The organism is Lentzea chajnantorensis (assembly GCF_054300775.1).
The window spans coordinates 7767639-7782047 of the sequence record NZ_JBSDZT010000002.1; the positions used below are offsets into that span (position 1 = coordinate 7767639).

16 protein-coding genes are annotated in these 14409 nt (G+C 69.4%); 6 read left to right on the forward strand and 10 right to left on the reverse strand.

The genetic code is table 11. The annotated features are described in order from the left end of the window. Window positions 1-24: 24 nt before the first annotated feature. Together ACVDFE_RS37060 and ACVDFE_RS37065 are read right to left on the reverse strand one after the other, a co-directional pair. Window positions 25-279 (reverse strand): alpha/beta fold hydrolase, encoded by a 255-nt coding sequence (locus tag ACVDFE_RS37060; RefSeq protein WP_458433719.1) that lies wholly within the window; start codon window positions 277-279, stop codon window positions 25-27. Beyond that, the gene (locus tag ACVDFE_RS37065) at window positions 280-918 is read right to left on the reverse strand and encodes an alpha/beta fold hydrolase (protein WP_458433720.1); all 639 of its coding nucleotides are present in this window, start codon (window positions 916-918) and stop codon (window positions 280-282) included. It abuts the gene before it with no gap. Here ACVDFE_RS37065 and ACVDFE_RS37070 point away from each other — a divergent pair. Beyond that, window positions 866-1228 carry a CGNR zinc finger domain-containing protein gene (locus tag ACVDFE_RS37070; RefSeq protein WP_458433721.1) on the forward strand — a complete coding sequence of 121 codons (363 nt, stop codon included), beginning with the start codon at window positions 866-868 and terminating at the stop codon, window positions 1226-1228. The genes ACVDFE_RS37065 and ACVDFE_RS37070 overlap by 53 nt on opposite strands. 25 nt (window positions 1229-1253) lie before the next feature. Here the strand turns inward: ACVDFE_RS37070 and ACVDFE_RS37075 are convergent, their stop codons facing one another. Next, window positions 1254-1787: a hypothetical protein gene (locus ACVDFE_RS37075; protein WP_360398446.1), complete on the reverse strand. Its 534-nt coding sequence runs from the start codon at window positions 1785-1787 to the stop codon at window positions 1254-1256. A 153-nt stretch (window positions 1788-1940) separates the two neighbouring features. Here ACVDFE_RS37075 and ACVDFE_RS37080 point away from each other — a divergent pair, with 153 nt between their 5' ends. Beyond that, entirely contained in the window at window positions 1941-2453 is a 513-nt protein-coding gene (locus tag ACVDFE_RS37080) for an HNH endonuclease (RefSeq protein WP_360398448.1), read from the forward strand. 16 nt (window positions 2454-2469) lie between these two features. On the opposite strand, the gene ACVDFE_RS37085 is transcribed toward ACVDFE_RS37080, so the two are convergent. From ACVDFE_RS37085 to ACVDFE_RS37095, 3 genes are all read right to left on the reverse strand, one after another. After that, complete coding sequence (locus ACVDFE_RS37085; RefSeq protein ID WP_360398450.1) at window positions 2470-5304, reverse strand: vitamin B12-dependent ribonucleotide reductase; 2835 nt, start codon at window positions 5302-5304, stop codon at window positions 2470-2472. Between the two features lie 66 nt (window positions 5305-5370). Next, on the reverse strand, window positions 5371-5838 hold the full coding sequence (nrdR, locus tag ACVDFE_RS37090; protein ID WP_065913411.1) for a transcriptional regulator NrdR: 468 nt from the start codon (window positions 5836-5838) through the stop codon (window positions 5371-5373). A gap of 272 nt (window positions 5839-6110) precedes the next feature. Beyond that, window positions 6111-6383 (reverse strand): hypothetical protein, encoded by a 273-nt coding sequence (locus ACVDFE_RS37095; RefSeq protein ID WP_458433722.1) that lies wholly within the window; start codon window positions 6381-6383, stop codon window positions 6111-6113. Window positions 6384-6617: 234 nt separating this feature from the next. Here ACVDFE_RS37095 and lexA point away from each other — a divergent pair, with 234 nt between their 5' ends. After that, window positions 6618-7295, forward strand: a complete 678-nt coding sequence (lexA, locus tag ACVDFE_RS37100; protein ID WP_360398604.1) for a transcriptional repressor LexA — start codon at window positions 6618-6620, stop codon at window positions 7293-7295. Here lexA and ACVDFE_RS37105 read toward each other — a convergent pair. Then, entirely contained in the window at window positions 7292-8029 is a 738-nt protein-coding gene (locus ACVDFE_RS37105) for a helix-turn-helix domain-containing protein (RefSeq protein WP_458433723.1), read from the reverse strand. The genes lexA and ACVDFE_RS37105 overlap by 4 nt on opposite strands. A 109-nt stretch (window positions 8030-8138) precedes the next feature. On the opposite strand from ACVDFE_RS37105, the gene ACVDFE_RS37110 reads away from it, so the two are divergent. Beyond that, window positions 8139-9266, forward strand: coding sequence for a cytochrome P450 (locus ACVDFE_RS37110; protein WP_458433724.1), 1128 nt, complete (start codon window positions 8139-8141; stop codon window positions 9264-9266). A 19-nt stretch (window positions 9267-9285) separates the two neighbouring features. Here ACVDFE_RS37110 and ACVDFE_RS37115 read toward each other — a convergent pair whose 3' ends face one another. The 3 genes from ACVDFE_RS37115 to ACVDFE_RS37125 are packed head-to-tail and all read right to left on the reverse strand — an operon-like array spanning window position 9286 to window position 12231. After that, the gene (locus tag ACVDFE_RS37115; RefSeq protein WP_458433725.1) at window positions 9286-10206 is read right to left on the reverse strand and encodes a hypothetical protein; all 921 of its coding nucleotides are present in this window, start codon (window positions 10204-10206) and stop codon (window positions 9286-9288) included. Between the two features lie 38 nt (window positions 10207-10244). Next, complete coding sequence (hflX, locus tag ACVDFE_RS37120; protein WP_360398460.1) at window positions 10245-11705, reverse strand: GTPase HflX; 1461 nt, start codon at window positions 11703-11705, stop codon at window positions 10245-10247. Between the two features lie 25 nt (window positions 11706-11730). Then, window positions 11731-12231 (reverse strand): ArsR/SmtB family transcription factor, encoded by a 501-nt coding sequence (locus ACVDFE_RS37125; RefSeq protein ID WP_360398462.1) that lies wholly within the window; start codon window positions 12229-12231, stop codon window positions 11731-11733. Between the two features lie 54 nt (window positions 12232-12285). On the opposite strand from ACVDFE_RS37125, the gene ACVDFE_RS37130 reads away from it, so the two are divergent. After that, window positions 12286-13527, forward strand: coding sequence for an MFS transporter (locus ACVDFE_RS37130; RefSeq protein ID WP_458433726.1), 1242 nt, complete (start codon window positions 12286-12288; stop codon window positions 13525-13527). Beyond that, window positions 13520-14401, forward strand: a complete 882-nt coding sequence (locus tag ACVDFE_RS37135; RefSeq protein WP_458433727.1) for an SMP-30/gluconolactonase/LRE family protein — start codon at window positions 13520-13522, stop codon at window positions 14399-14401. Before ACVDFE_RS37130 ends, ACVDFE_RS37135 begins: the two co-directional genes overlap by 8 nt. Window positions 14402-14409: the final 8 nt, after the last annotated feature.

Consider the following 14409-nt stretch of genomic DNA (forward strand, 5'->3'; position numbering starts at 1 on the left):
GAAACTCAACATCTGATGAATAAATCACCTCTTCGCGGCGAACTCCCTGATCAGCGCGGCGATCTCGGTCAGCTCCTCCTCCAGCGCGAAGTGGCCGGTGTCGAACAGGCGCAGCTGCGCGTCGGGCAGGTCGCGCAGGTAGGCCCTGGCGCCGGGTTCGAGGAAGAACGGGTCGCCCTGGCCCCACACGATCAGCGTGGGCGGCTGGTGCTCGCGGAAGTACGCCTGCCACTGCGGGTACCGGGCGACGTTGGTGTGGTAGTCGAGGAGCAGGTCCACCTAGGGCTGCGGGCGCAGGTCGAGGTGGTGCTGGTCCAGCGTCCAGGTGTCCGGCGAGATCGACTCGGGGTCGCGGGCACCCTCCAGGTAGCCGAACCTCGTGTGCTCCGGCGCGAGCAGGGCGCGCGCGGCCTGCGGGTCGCTGTTGCCGATGAAGCCCTTGGCGAGGTCGGAGAGGCCGTCCTCGTAGGCGTTGCCGTTCTGGACGACGAGCCCCTTCACCCACTCCGGGTGGCGGGTCGCGACGCGGAAGCCGACCGGTGCGCCGAAGTCGAAGACGTACATGGTGAAACCGGTGAAGTTCAGCTCCTGCAGGAACTTCTCGACGGTGTCGGCGAGGAGGTCGAACGTGTGGTGCCGCTCCCCCGGCACCACGGTGTGGCCGGAGCCGGGGTGGTCGGGCGCCACGACGTGGAAGTCGTCCTTCAGCTCCTCGATGAGCCGCGCGTACTGGTGCGACGCGGACGGGAAGCCGTGCAGCAGCAGGAGTTTGGGCGCCGCGGGATCGCCCGCCTCCCGGTAGAAGACGGTGATCCGGCTGCCGCAGTGGCTGGCCGAGCAGGGTCTGCCCTGGTCGGAGGCCGTGGTGGAGCTGCGGGGGCAGGTGGAGGCGGCGGTGCTCGCCGCCCGTGACGGCACCGAACCGGACCTGGCGCCGTTGAACGCGGCGTTGCGCGGCGCTCCGGCGTTCGAGGTGCTGTCGTGGTCCGACGGCGTCGTGGTGTCCCGCGAACGCGCCGGGAACGAGGTCGCGCGGGCGCTCGGCCTGCTCGCGGGTGCGGCGGCGGAGCTGCTGGCGTCACCGGTCGTGCGGAAGGTGAAGACGTGCGAGGGGCCGGGCTGCCGGCTGCTGTTCGTGCCCGCGCACCCGCGACGCCGGTGGTGCGACCCCGCGACGTGCGGGAACCGGGTGCGGGTGGCGCGGTACTACCAGCGGCACAAGGACTAGCGCGCCGCCCTGGGCGTGAAGCGGTTCACCGGGACCGCCCGGCGGGGGTGAACAGGAAGCTGTCGCGGAAGTCGCCGTCACCCCGCCTCGTCGCCATCAGCCGCAGCTCCGGCATGAAGTGGAAGAACACCAGGGCACCCGACCGGTCCGGGTAGCCGAGCGTTTTCGGGAACGCCGGGTTCGTGCCGCCGAACCACAGCGGTGGCGCCCCGAACTCCTCTACCACCTCGGTCAGCACGCAGTCGCCCTCCCCGAGCACACCGGGAATCCGGCTGTCGGTGTCGAGCGTCAGCCAGCCCTGCCGGTGCGCGAGGTCGGCGTACACCGACGCCATCACGTCCTCGCTGCGGTACCCGAGCACCTCGTGCACGGCACCGGTCACCATCGCCGCGTTCGCCGCACCGCGCGTCACCAGTGCCTCCAGCTCGGCCTGCCACCGGTCCGTGCGGCTGTCGGCAAACGCCAAGGCGTCGAACAACGTCAGGATCACCGGCTCGCCGCCGTGCATGCCCGGCCGCCTGATCGCGGCGTTGAGCTGCTCGGACAGGTAATCGCGCAAGTCGTCGAACGAACGCATCCATCCCCCTGCGACAACACGGAAAGGGACGGCCGGGAGATGGCCGCCCCTTTGCCGTTGTTCTATCAGACGGCCCACATGCGAAACGCAAATGGCTCCACCGACGACAGGATGGTCAACAACCGGGGAGGGCAGATGGACGCCGAGCAGATCGTCGGGCACTGGGCGCCGCTGGAGCGGGTCGCCGTCGACTGGAGCGAAGCCTGCGAACGCTGCTGGCGCTGCGGATACCGGGCCTCGCTGGAACAGTGCCACATCGTGCCGACGTCGCTGGGTGGCACCGATGTGGTGTCGAACCTCGTGCTGCTGTGCGGCCGCTGCCACCGCGAGGCCCCGACGCACACCGATCCGCGCTACCTGTGGCGATGGCTGCGTGCGACGTCAGTGTCCTCGCACGACACTTACTGGACCATCCGCGGGTGGGCGGAGTTCGAGGTCATCTTCGGCCGCAAACCGTTGGAGTGCTTCAAAGAAGCCGCGGTCGACCACGGGACGTTGAACGCGGAGTGCCGCGAGCTGGCGGCTGACGAGTTCGCGAAGACCGTCGTGCAGTTCGGGGAGGGAAGGCTCAACCCGTCGACGATCGCGTGCGTGATCGCGGAGATCGAGAGGAAGCTGGCGGACCGCCACGGCATCGAGCTGCCGTGACGGTCCGCTCACCGCATCAGCTGCAGCCGGAGGTGCTGCCGCAGCCCTCGCACAGGTAGCACGAGCCGGCCGGACGCATCTTCGTGCCACAGGTCATGCACAACGGCGCGTCCGCCGCCTTGCCCAGGTGCAGCTCCAGCAGCTCGGTCGAGCTGCCGACCTGCTTCGGCGCCTCCGCGGGCGCGTCGACCTGGGTCGGCGCCGCCTCGACGGAACCACGCAGGCCCTCGAGGTCCACATCGGACGTCACCGGGGCGCCGTACTCGCCGGCGACCTGCGCCGAACGCTCGTCGGCGGTGAAGATGCCGAGCTGCGCGCGCTTGTCGTACGGCAGGTAGTCGAGCGCCAGGCGGCGGAACAGGTAGTCCAGCACCGAGGTCGCGATGCGCACGTCCGGGTCGTCGGTCATGCCCGCCGGCTCGAAGCGCAGGTTCTGGAACTTCGAGACGTAGAACTCCAGCGGGATGCCGTACTGCAGGCCCACCGAGATCGACATCGAGAACGCGTCCATCACACCGGCCAGCGTGGAGCCCTGCTTGCCGAGCTTGACGAACACCTCGCCGAGACCGTTGTCCGGGTAGGAGCCGGCGGTCAGGTAGCCCTCGGCGCCACCGACGGTGAACGACACGGTCTGCGACGGGCGCTTCTTCGGCAGGCGCTTGCGGACCGGGCGGTACTCGACGACCGTCTCCGTCGCGGCCTTCTTCTCCTCGGTCGCCTTCGCGCCCTTGCCCGCCGACAGCGGCTGGCCGACCTTGCAGTTGTCGCGGTAGATCGCGAGCGCCTTCAGGCCGAGCTTCCAGCCCTGGTAGTAGATCCCCTCGACGTCCTCGACGGTCGCCGTCTCCGGCATGTTGACCGTCTTGGAGATCGCGCCGGACAGGAACGGCTGCGTGGCCGCCATCATCCGCACGTGGCCCATGGGCGCGATGGAACGCTCGCCCATGGCGCAGTCGAAGACCTCGTAGTGCTCGCGGCGCAGGCCCGGCGCGTCCACGACGTGGCCGTGCTCGCCGATGAACTCGACGATCGCCTCGATCTGCTCGTCCTGGTAGCCCAGTGCCTTCAGCGCGCGCGGGACCGTCTGGTTGACGATCTGCATCGAGCCGCCGCCGACGAGCTTCTTGAACTTGACCAGCGCCAGGTCGGGCTCGATGCCGGTGGTGTCGCAGTCCATCATCAGGCCGATGGTGCCGGTGGGGGCCAGCACGGACGCCTGGGCGTTGCGCCAGCCGTTCTTCGCGCCGACCTCCAGGGCCTGCTGCCACGCCTCGGTCGCGACCTTGTGCACCGCCGAGTCGTTCGCGTGGTAGGTGCGGATCAGGTCGTTCGCCGCGGCGTGCTTGCGCATGACGCGCTGGTGCGCGGTGGCGTTGCGCTTGTAGCCGTCGTACGCGCCGACGATGCCCGCGAGCTCCGCGGAACGGCGGTAGGACACACCGGTCATCAGCGAGGTGATGGTCGCGGCGAGCGCGCGGCCGCCCTCGGAGTCGTACGCGTGGCCGGTGGCCATCAGCAGCGCGCCGAGGTTGGCGTAGCCGATGCCGAGCTGGCGGAACCTGCGGGTGGTGTCCGCGATCGGCTCGGTCGGGAAGTCCGCGAAGCAGATCGAGATGTCCATCGCGGTGATGATCAGCTCGACGGCCTTGGCGAACGTGACGGCGTCGAACTTGCCGTCGGCGCCGAGGAACTTCATCAGGTTCAGCGAGGCGAGGTTGCAGCTGGAGTTGTCCAGGTGCATGTACTCCGAGCACGGGTTGGACGCGGTGATGCGGCCCGACTCGGGGCAGGTGTGCCAGTCGTTGATCGTGTCGTCGTACTGGATGCCGGGGTCGGCGCACTCCCACGCGGCCTTGGCGAGCTTGCCGAACAGCTCCTTGGCGTCGATGCGCTCGATGACCTCGCCGGTCTGGCGGGCGCGCAGGCCGAAGTCGCCGCCGCTCTCGTAGGCGTGCATGAACTCGTCCGACACGCGGATCGAGTTGTTCGCGTTCTGGTACTGCACCGACACGATGTCCGCGCCACCGAGGTCCATGTCGAACCCGGCGTCGCGCAGCGCGCGGATCTTGTCCTCCTCGCGCGCCTTGGTCTCGATGAACTCGACCACGTCGGGGTGGTCGACGTCGAGGACGACCATCTTCGCGGCACGGCGGGTGGCGCCACCGGACTTGATGGTGCCCGCGGACGCGTCGGCGCCGCGCATGAACGACACCGGGCCGGACGCGGTGCCACCGGAGGACAGCAGCTCCTTGGAGGAGCGGATGCGCGAGAGGTTCAGGCCGGCACCGGAGCCGCCCTTGAAGATCAGGCCCTCCTCGCGGTACCAGTTCAGGATCGACTCCATGGTGTCGTCGACCGCGAGGATGAAGCAGGCGCTGACCTGCTGCGGCGACGACGTGCCGACGTTGAACCACACCGGCGAGTTGAAGCTGAACACCTGGTGCAGCAGCATGTACGTCAGCTCGTGCTCGAAGATCTCCGCGTCCTGCTCGCCCGCGAAGTACCCGTGCTCCTTGCCGGCGCCCACGTAGGTCTTCACCACGCGGTCGATGAGCTGGCGCAGCGACTGCTCGCGCTTCTCGCTGCCGACGGCACCGCGGAAGTACTTGCTGGTGACGATGTTCGTGGCGTTCACCGACCAGAACTCGGGGAACTCGACACCGCGCTGCTCGAAGTTCACCGAGCCGTCGCGCCAGTTCGTCATGACGACGTCGCGGCGCTCCCACGTGACCTCGTCATAGGGGTGGCGGCCCTCGGTGGTGTAGACGCGCTGGACCTTCAGCGCGGCAGCAGGCTTGGCAGCCGCCCGTGCGGCTGTCTTCTTGGCTGAGCCGCCGACGGTCTCGGTCACGGTGGATCTCCCTCGTGCTGGTGCTTCAGAAAGATGGTGTTGTCGCGCGCACTCAATGCGCGCGAATCACTGCTCCTGGGCCGCTTCGGCCCGGGCAGTGCGAAGATCGAGGATTTCCTTCTCGAAGTCCTCGACGGACGAGAAGGACCTGTAGACGCTCGCGAAGCGCAGATAAGCGACCTCGTCGAGCTCGCGCAGGGGCCCCAGAATGGCCAGCCCCACCTCGTGGCTCGGGATTTCCGCACATCCCGTCGACCGGATCGACTCTTCCACCCGCTGTGCGAGCACCTGGAACGCGTCCTCGTCGACCGGGCGGCCCTGGCACGCCCTGCGCACGCCGACGACCACCTTGTCGCGGCTGAAGGGCTCCGTCACCCCGGAGCGCTTGACCACGGCGAGAACCGCTTCCTCGACCGTGGTGAACCTGCGGCTGCAGCTGTTGCAGGAGCGGCGACGACGGATCACCTGACCCTCGTCCACCTCACGGGAGTCGACCACCCGCGAGTCCGAATGGCGGCAGAACGGACACCGCACGCCACCTCACCCCTTCCCCCGCGCAGCATTCGTCGCAGTAACCACACTGGTCGGGTTACCCACAACCTGTGGACTACTTACAACGGTGCAACCACTAGATGTAGGGGTAGAACCTAGATCGACGCCTGCGGGGATGCAAGTCGACACGACGCGTCGGCCATCACCCGGTTGGCGGAACCGCGAATGATCAGCGGCGATTACGCAAAGACGCCCGCACATGACGCTGCGTTGGCGTCACTGCGGGCGTGTCGGACACAAGATGTGGGGGCGCCTTACGGCGTGACACCCATCTGCTGGAGGTAGAGCACCCCAAGGGCGACGACGGTCAGCGCGCTCAGCACGCCGACGGCGATGAGCTCCAGGGTGGACTCGCGCTTCGACCGGACGTCGCACGAGCTCGACTCGCGCGCGGCCGGGACGACGACCGGGTGCGGCTTGGTGGCGGGGCGCCTGGGCATGACACGGGGACCCGAACGGAGTGGGCGGCCCGCTGCGACGTCCGCGTCTTCGACAACGCGCAACCGCTTCTCGACCAGAACCGCCATGACGCCCTCCATCGCAGGTCAAGCACCTTGATCGAACATGCGTTCTATCGAACGTCCGTGCGAATTTCTACCAGACCGCCTCTCGGGACGCCACAACACGCCGTCAAATACCTCGAACAGGTGTTTGATCTGCGCAGCAAACACGACTACCGTCGGGCAGGAAGATCGACGGAGGCCGGAATCCCATTCGAACTGGGGGCGGCGAGGAGGACAGCGACCGTGGCAGGCAAGACGATCGACCCAGACCCCGCTCTTGTCGAGCCGGCGGTGAGTGAGATCGCGGGCAACGCCGGTCTGACCCTGCGGCAGCGCAAGGTACTCGACGTGATCCGCGACTGGGTCGACCGCTTCGGCTACCCGCCGAGCGTGCGGGAGATCGGTGAGGCCGTCGGCCTGACCTCGACCTCGTCGGTGGCCTACCAGCTGCGCGCGCTGGAGCGGAAGGGCTTCCTGCGCCGCGACCCGAACCGCCCGCGCGCGGTGGGGATGCTGCCCACCGAGATCGACGCCGGTCTCGACCCGATGTCCAAGCCGACGCCCGCGTACGTGCCGATGGTCGGCCGGATCGCGGCAGGTGGCCCGATCCTGGCCGAGGAGTCGATCGAGGACGTGTTCCCGCTGCCGCGCGAGATCGTCGGTGAGGGCGAGCTGTTCCTGCTGCGCGTCGTCGGCGACTCGATGATCGACGCCGCGATCACCGACGGCGACTGGGTCGTGATCCGCAAGCAGCCGACGGCCGACCAGGGCGAGATCGTGGCCGCCATGATCGACGGCGAGGCCACGGTGAAGACGTTCAAGCGCAAGGACGGCCACGTGTGGTTGATGCCGCACAACCCGGCCTACCAGCCGATCAACGGCGACGAGGCCACCATCCTCGGCAAGGTCGTCACCGTGCTGCGGCGGCTTCCCTAGCTGCTCGGGCTGTCTCCGCGGGCGCGCTTCTTCTTCTCGAAGAAGTCGAGCCATTTCTGCCGCGTGGCCTCCATGTCCACGACGACGAAGCTGAAGAACTGCCCCATGTCCTTGAGGCGTGCACCCACTGGCGTGCCGAGACCGAAGATCTCGGCACCGTCCAGTGCGGTGCGCGCCCAGGTGGAGTTGCGCTGGGCGCTCGACAGCCACGCCCGGTACCAGATGTCGTCGTCGAGGTAGTAGCGCATGCGTTTGCCGTCGCGCTCGGCGCGCAGCAGTTCGAGCTCCTGCAGGTGAGCGGTGGAGCGTGAGATCGTGCCCGGGCTGACCGACAGCCGCAGCACCAGCTCCGTCGCGGTCAGGCTGCCCCTGTCGCACATGAAGACCTCGGCGAGGATCCGCGCCGCCGTGCGCGTCAGCCCGGTCTGCCGGAACACCGCGACCAGCCGCAGGTGGAACTCCTGCACCTCGCCGGGGCTGCGGTCGAACGAGTAGGCCTCGTCGTCGACGTCCAGGTCGTCCACCGCCGGCATCCGGCGCATGGCCCGTTCGCTCGCGGCCCGGTGCGCGGCACCCGGCAGGTAGTTGTTGTGGCCGCCGTTGCGCAGCACCTCGCGCTGGATCGTCGAGGCCGGCCTTTGCAACCGCCTGCCGATCTCGGAGTACCCCAGCCCGTCCCACAGCCACTGGGCGATGAGCTGCCGTTCCTCTTCATCCAGCCGTTTACCAGGCACGACCTCATCGTGCCTTGCCCCTCAAGCCATTGCAACGAGTCTTTTGACGACGTCCGCAAACGTTTTTAGCTTGAAGGGGAGAGAAACGGACTCGGTGCAAGGGGGAGCAATGCCGCTCAGTCCGATGACGTACCCGGACGGGCACGTCGGCTGGCGCGCGCACGACCACGCGAGCGTGCGTGCCGTGCTCGCGGACCACCGGTTCAGCATCCGGCCGGACCTGATGCACAACCCGTTCGGTCCGGGCAGTCCCGGTGACGCGCCGCCGTCGCCGCCCGGTGCGTTCACCGACCACGACCCGCCGGAGCACACCCGCTACCGCGGCCGGCTGACCGGGCAGTTCACCGTGCGGCGGATGCGGTTGCTCGCGCAGCGGCTGGAGGAAATCACCGCGGCGCAGCTCGACGAGCTCGCGGGTGCGGGGTCGCCGGCGGACCTCGTCGAGCACGTCGCGTCACCGGTGCCGGGGCTGATGATCTGCGAGCTGCTGGGCGTGCCCTACGAGCGGCGCGCCGAGTTCCAGCAGGACGCGGTGCTGCTGACCGGTGCCAGCGGCGCGGAGGCCGGTGAGGCCGAGGCGATGTTCGCGGCGTTCGAGCGGTTGCAGCGGTTCATGCTGGAGATGGTCGCGGCGAAGCGGGCCGCGCCGACCGACGACGTGCTCAGCGACCTGGTCAGCTCCGAGGCCGACGGCGGAGCCGCCGACCCGCTCTCCGACGACGAGATGGCCACGATGGGCATGGCGTTGCTCGGAGGTGGACTCGACACGACGACGAACATGCTGTCGCTCGGCACGCTGGAGCTGCTGCGCGACCGGGCACGGGTCGACGCGATGCTCGCCGGTCCCGACGCCGCCGTCGAGGAGCTGCTGCGATATATCAGTCTGACGCCGGTGACCGTGCGCACGGCGTTGGAGGACGTCGAGCTCGACGGCGTGCTCGTGCGCAAGGGCGACACCGTCACGGTCGAGCTGGGCTCAGCGAACCGCGACCCGGCGCGCTACGCCGATCCCGACGTCCTCGACCTGGCTCGCGGCTCGGCGGGGCATGTCGCGTTCGGGCACGGCATCCACCAGTGCATCGGGCAGCACCTGGCGCGGGTCGAGCTGAGGATCGCGTTCCCCGCGTTGTTCACGCGGTTCCCGAAGCTGCGGCTCGCCGTCGCGGAGGAGGAGCTGCCGCACCGCGCGAGCTTGGTGATCGGCGGCTTGGAGCGCCTGCCCGTCGCCTGGGACTGAGCAGCTGATATATCGGTTCTCACGCTCGGCGGCGCAGGCGCAGGCCGACGACGAGGGCGACGACGAGCACGATGCCGCCAAGGCCCAGCGCGAGCGGCCAGTTCTGCCACGACGAGCTCGTCGCGGTCTCCGCCGGCGACGCCTGCGACTGGTCCGCGGCGGGTGCCGGGGCCGTCGTCGTCGGCGTCGGGGCTGATTTCGCCAGAGCGGCAGCGCCCGCGACCGCGCGGATCGGGGTGCCGGCGCCTTCCGAGGCGGAGAGCAGGGTGCCGTCCGGGTCGAAGGCGATGGCCTCGCCCTGCGGCTCGTTCGGCAACGGCACGCGGACCGGGTCGCCGGACAGCGCCTTCACCAGGTCTCCGTCGGGGACCGGGTAGAGGTAGGCGTCGGTGTAGGTGCGCAGGGCGATGACGGAACCGTCGGCCGTCGACGCGGCACCCGTCACCAGGCGCGAGTCGAGGGTGCCCTCCAGCGGGCCGCCCGGCGTGTCGGTGGTCGACAGCGACACGCGCGCCACCTGCTCCAACGGCACCGATATATCAGTGCGCAGTGCTGCTGCCGGGCGGTAGACGAGCGCGGAGCCGAGCGGTTCCTTGGTGATGATGTACGGCGTGCCGGACCTGTCGAGGAGCAACGCCTCGGCGTCGTGCTTGCCGTCCGGGTACGTGAGGCGGAACCGCTCCACGGCACCTGTCGGCGAGACCTTGTGCAGGGCGACCGTGGAGCGGGTCTTGCCGTTGTCTCCGGTGTCGGACGCCCACAGGGTGCCGTCCGGCGCCATCGCCAGGTCCTCGACGTCGTAGGGGTCGACGGCCGCGGTGATCGTGCGCTTCACGACGCAGTCGCGGCCCATGACCTGGATGCGCAGCGTCCCGTTGTCGCTGTCGCTGACGGCGTAGAACTGCTTGCCGTCGGACGTGAGCCCGGAGAGCTCCTGCATGGCTACCGGGCACACGTCCACCGGTGGAGGCGGGAGGATCAAGCAGGTGATCCGTTCGTCGCGAACTCCTCGAGCACACCCGCGAGGTCCGGGCGCACGCGAGCGCTGAGCAACGTGCCCGACTCGGTGTGCTTCTCGGACAGCACCTCGCCGTCACGGTGCACGCGGGCGACGACCTCGCCGCGCGCGTACGGCACGTGCGCCTCGACCACGACCTCGGGCCGCGGCATCAGCTCGGCGACGCGGACCTTCAGCTCCTCGATGCCCACGCCCGAGTGCGCCGACACGAACGACGCGTCCGGGAACAGGTGCCGCAGCCGGGCCAGACCCAGGTCGCCCACCGCGTCGATCTTGTTGACGACCAGCAGCTCGCGCGGCATGGGCACGTCGTTGCGCTCGTTGATCTCGGCGAGCACCTCGCGCACCGCCTTGACCTGGCTCTCCGGCATGGCGTCGGAACCGTCGACCACGTGCACCAGCAGGTCGGCCTGGCCGACCTCCTCCAGCGTGGAGCGGAACGCCTCGACCAGCTGGTGCGGCAGGTGCCGGACGAAGCCGACCGTGTCGGTCAGCGTGTACGGCAGGCCCTCGGGCGTCAGCGCGCGGCGCGTCGTCGGGTCGAGGGTGGCGAACAGCGCGTCCTCCACCAGGACACCGGCGCCCGTCAGCGCGTTGAGCAGCGACGACTTGCCCGCGTTCGTGTACCCGGCGATGGCGACGCTCGGGATCTCGTTCGCGGTGCGGCGGCCCCGCTTGGTCTCGCGGATGACGCCGATCGCGGCGATCTCGCGGCGCAGCTTCGAGATGCGCGCGCGGATCCGGCGGCGGTCGGTCTCGATCTTGGTCTCACCGGGACCGCGCAGACCCACGCCGCCGTTGCCGCCGCCGGCACGACCACCGGCCTGCCGGGACAGCGACTCACCCCAGCCGCGCAGCCGCGGCATCAGGTACTGCAGCTGGGCCAGCTCGACCTGCGCCTTGCCCTCCTTGGACTGCGCGTGCTGCGCGAAGATGTCCAGGATGAGCGCGGTGCGGTCGATGACCTTGACCTTGAGCTTCTCCTCCAGCTGCCGCAGCTGGCCGGGCGAGAGCTCACCGTCGCAGATCACCGTGTCCGCGCCGGTCGCCTGCACCACGTCGCGCAGCTCGGAGACCTTGCCGGAGCCGATGTACGTCGCCGCGTCCGGTTTGTCACGCCGTTGCACGACGCCTTCGAGGACCTCGGAACCCGCGGTCTCGGCGAGGCGCGCGAGCTCGGCCATCGAGGCGTCGGAGTCGGCGGCCGTGCCCTCGGTCCACACCCCGACGAGCACGACCCGCTCCAGGCGGAGCTGCCGGTACTCGACCTCGGTGATGTCCTCGAGTTCGGTGGACAACCCCGCGACACGGCGCAGCGCGGCGCGTTCGGCGCGTTCGAAGTCGCCCGTGGAGAGGTTCTCCTCTTCCCACGTCGAGTCGAACTCCGGGTCGAACTCTGTGCTCTGGATGTTTTCCGTCATTTGCCCTTCATCGTCCCATGGACCGTCAGTCCCCCGGATACACCGCGAGGTAGATCGCCACACGGGGAACGTCCGGTCTGACCGGTTGCGCGGCCAGCTCATCCATCAACGCTGCGAGCCGCTGCTTTAGTTCCTCGGGGTCGACGGTGACGACCAGACGGCTCTGATCCACGTCACTGAGCCCGATGTCGGCGACCTCGCCGAGGAAAGCGTGCAACATCGCCTCGCCGACGGCCACCATGTTTTCGCTGTTGTCGAGCTCCCGTGACAATCCGGTCGACCGGTAGGGGATCTCCTTCGCGCCCCGGTTGCCCGCGCGCGGGGGCATCGCCTCCATGAACCCGGCGGCGACGAGCTTGCGCACGTGGTGCAGCGTCGTGGCCGGGTCCTTGCCGAGGCGCTGCGCCAGCTCCTTGTTGGTGAGGGGGCGTTCGAACGTCATGCGGATCATCCGCAGCCGCAGGTCGGAGCTGAGCGCGGCGGCCTCCTCGCTCGTCGCGGGACGCCGGTCCTTGTAGAGGGGCACGGGCGCAGTCTAAGTGATTGACAGTTTCCAATCACTGGGCGCAGACTCGCCGCCATGACGCTTTGGGGGCATCGGGACTTCCGCAGGCTGTGGGCCGGCGACACGATCAGCCAGTTCGGGTCGACGATCGGCCTGACGGTGATCCCGCTGCTCGCGGCGGGGGTGCTGAACGCGACTCCGTTCGAGATGGGCCTGCTGGCGGCGGCGGGCACGATGGCGTTCCTGCTGATCGGGCTGCCCGCGGGCGTGTGGGTCGACCGGGTGCGCCGCAAGCCGTTGATGATCGCGATGGACATCGCCCGCGCCGTGCTCATGCTCAGCGTGCCGGTGGCGTGGTGGCTGGGCGTGCTCGACCTGCCGCAGCTGGTCGTCGTGAGCCTGGCGGTGGGCGTGTGCACGGTGTTCTTCGACGTGGCCTACCAGTCGTACCTGCCGTCGCTGGTGGGACGCGACCAGCTCGTCGAGGGCAACTCGAAGCTGCAGGCCAGCATGTCGGTCGCGGAGGTCTCGGGGCCCGCGATCGGCGGGTACGTCGCACAGTTCCTCGGCGCCGCCAACGGCGTGCTCGCGACCGGCGTGGGCTACCTGAGCTCGGCGTTCTTCCTGTTCCGGATCTCCGCGGTGGAGCCGGTGCCGCACCGGCACGCCACACCGAACCTGCGCCGTGAGGTCATGGAGGGGCTGCGGTTCGTCTTCGGCAACGTGAACCTGCGCGCGATCGTGGCCTGCACCGGCACCTCGAACTTCTTCCACGGCGTCCAGAACGCCGTGCTGGTCCTCTTCCTGCTGAACGTCGCCGGGCTCAGCGAGGGCACCGCGGGGCTGGTGCTGAGCGCGGGCGGCGTCGGCGGCGTGGCCGGCGCGGCGGTGGCGTTCCGGCTGGGCACGGTGTTCGGGCAGGCCAGGATGATCTGGCTCGTGCCCGTGCTGACCTGGCCGTTCACCCTGGCGCTGCCGTTCGTCTCCGGCGGCTGGGGGCTCGTGCTGCCGATGGTGGGGCTCGCGATCTCGGTGTTCGGCGTCGTCGTCTACAACGTGGGCCAGGTGAGCTACCGGCAGGCGATCTGCCCCGACCACCTGCTGGGCCGGATGAACGCCTCGATCCGCTGGGTGGTGTGGGGTGCAACGCCGCTGGGCGCGCTCACCGGTGGTGCGCTCGGGTCGTGGATCGGCGTGGTGCCGACGCTGTGGGTCTCCTTGGTCGGCGCGGTGCTCGGGATGGTGTGGCTGCTGGTGTCGCCGCTGCGGTCTATGCGGGACCTGCCGGCCGCTACTAGCGTCGACGCCCATGGCTGACACGACGGTGCTGCGGGACGGTCTGCACTTCGGCGAGGGACCGCGGCGCGGCCCCGACGGTCGCCTGTACTACTCGGACTTCTACGCGGGCGAGGTGCACGCGCTCGACCTCGCGTCCGGTGCGGACGAGCTCGTCGTCGCCTTCGACGGCCAGCCGTCCGGGCTCGGCTGGCTGCCCGACGGCCGGCTGCTCGTCGTGTCGATGCTCGACCGCACCGTGCGGCGGCTGGAAGGCGACGACCTCGTCCTGCACGCCGATATATCGGATATCGCGGGCTACCACGCCAACGACATGCTCGTCGACGACGAGGGCCGCGCCTACGTGGGCAACTTCGGCTTCGACCTGCACGGGCTGATCGACGAGGTCGGCCTGCCGCGGTTGCTCGAACCGGACTTCGTCCCGCAGGGCGCGGCGCTCGCGCTGGTGCGGCCCGACGGGTCGGTCTCCGCCGCCGCCGAGGACCTCAAGTTCCCGAACGGCATGGCGCTGCTGCCCGACCCGACCGGTGAGTCGGAGAGCGGCAACATCCTCGTCGTCGCGGAGACCGTTGCGTTCAAGCTCACTTCATTTGCGGTCGACCGCAACGGATCGTTGCACAACCGCGGGACGTGGGCGGAGGTGGCGGAGCTCGGCATCGCGCCCGACGGCATCGCCGGCGACGGGGACGGCGTGTGGGTGGCGCCGTCGGTGCAACCGGCGGTGTTCCGGGTGACCGAGGGCGGCACGGTCACGCACCGGGTGGAGACGACGCAGAACTGCTTCGCCGTCGCCGTCGTCGGTGACAAGCTCGTCTGCCTCACCGCACCCGACTCGCACCCGAACGTGGTCAGGGCGGAGCGGCTCGGCCGGGTCGAGGTCTGCGACCTGAGGTGAACCGGAAC

What these genes read in the sequence shown, in the direction of transcription:
- ACVDFE_RS37080 (WP_360398448.1), top strand. Translation starts at nt 1,941, where the DNA reads ATGGACGCCGAGCAGATCGTCGGGCACTGGGCGCCGCTGGAGCGGGTC.
- ACVDFE_RS37095 (WP_458433722.1), bottom strand. Translation starts at nt 6,383, where the DNA reads ATGGCGGTTCTGGTCGAGAAGCGGTTGCGCGTTGTCGAAGACGCGGAC.
- ACVDFE_RS37110 (WP_458433724.1), top strand. Translation starts at nt 8,139, where the DNA reads ATGCCGCTCAGTCCGATGACGTACCCGGACGGGCACGTCGGCTGGCGC.
- ACVDFE_RS37115 (WP_458433725.1), bottom strand. Translation starts at nt 10,206, where the DNA reads ATGCAGGAGCTCTCCGGGCTCACGTCCGACGGCAAGCAGTTCTACGCC.
- hflX (WP_360398460.1), bottom strand. Translation starts at nt 11,705, where the DNA reads ATGACGGAAAACATCCAGAGCACAGAGTTCGACCCGGAGTTCGACTCG.
- ACVDFE_RS37130 (WP_458433726.1), top strand. Translation starts at nt 12,286, where the DNA reads ATGACGCTTTGGGGGCATCGGGACTTCCGCAGGCTGTGGGCCGGCGAC.
- ACVDFE_RS37135 (WP_458433727.1), top strand. Translation starts at nt 13,520, where the DNA reads ATGGCTGACACGACGGTGCTGCGGGACGGTCTGCACTTCGGCGAGGGA.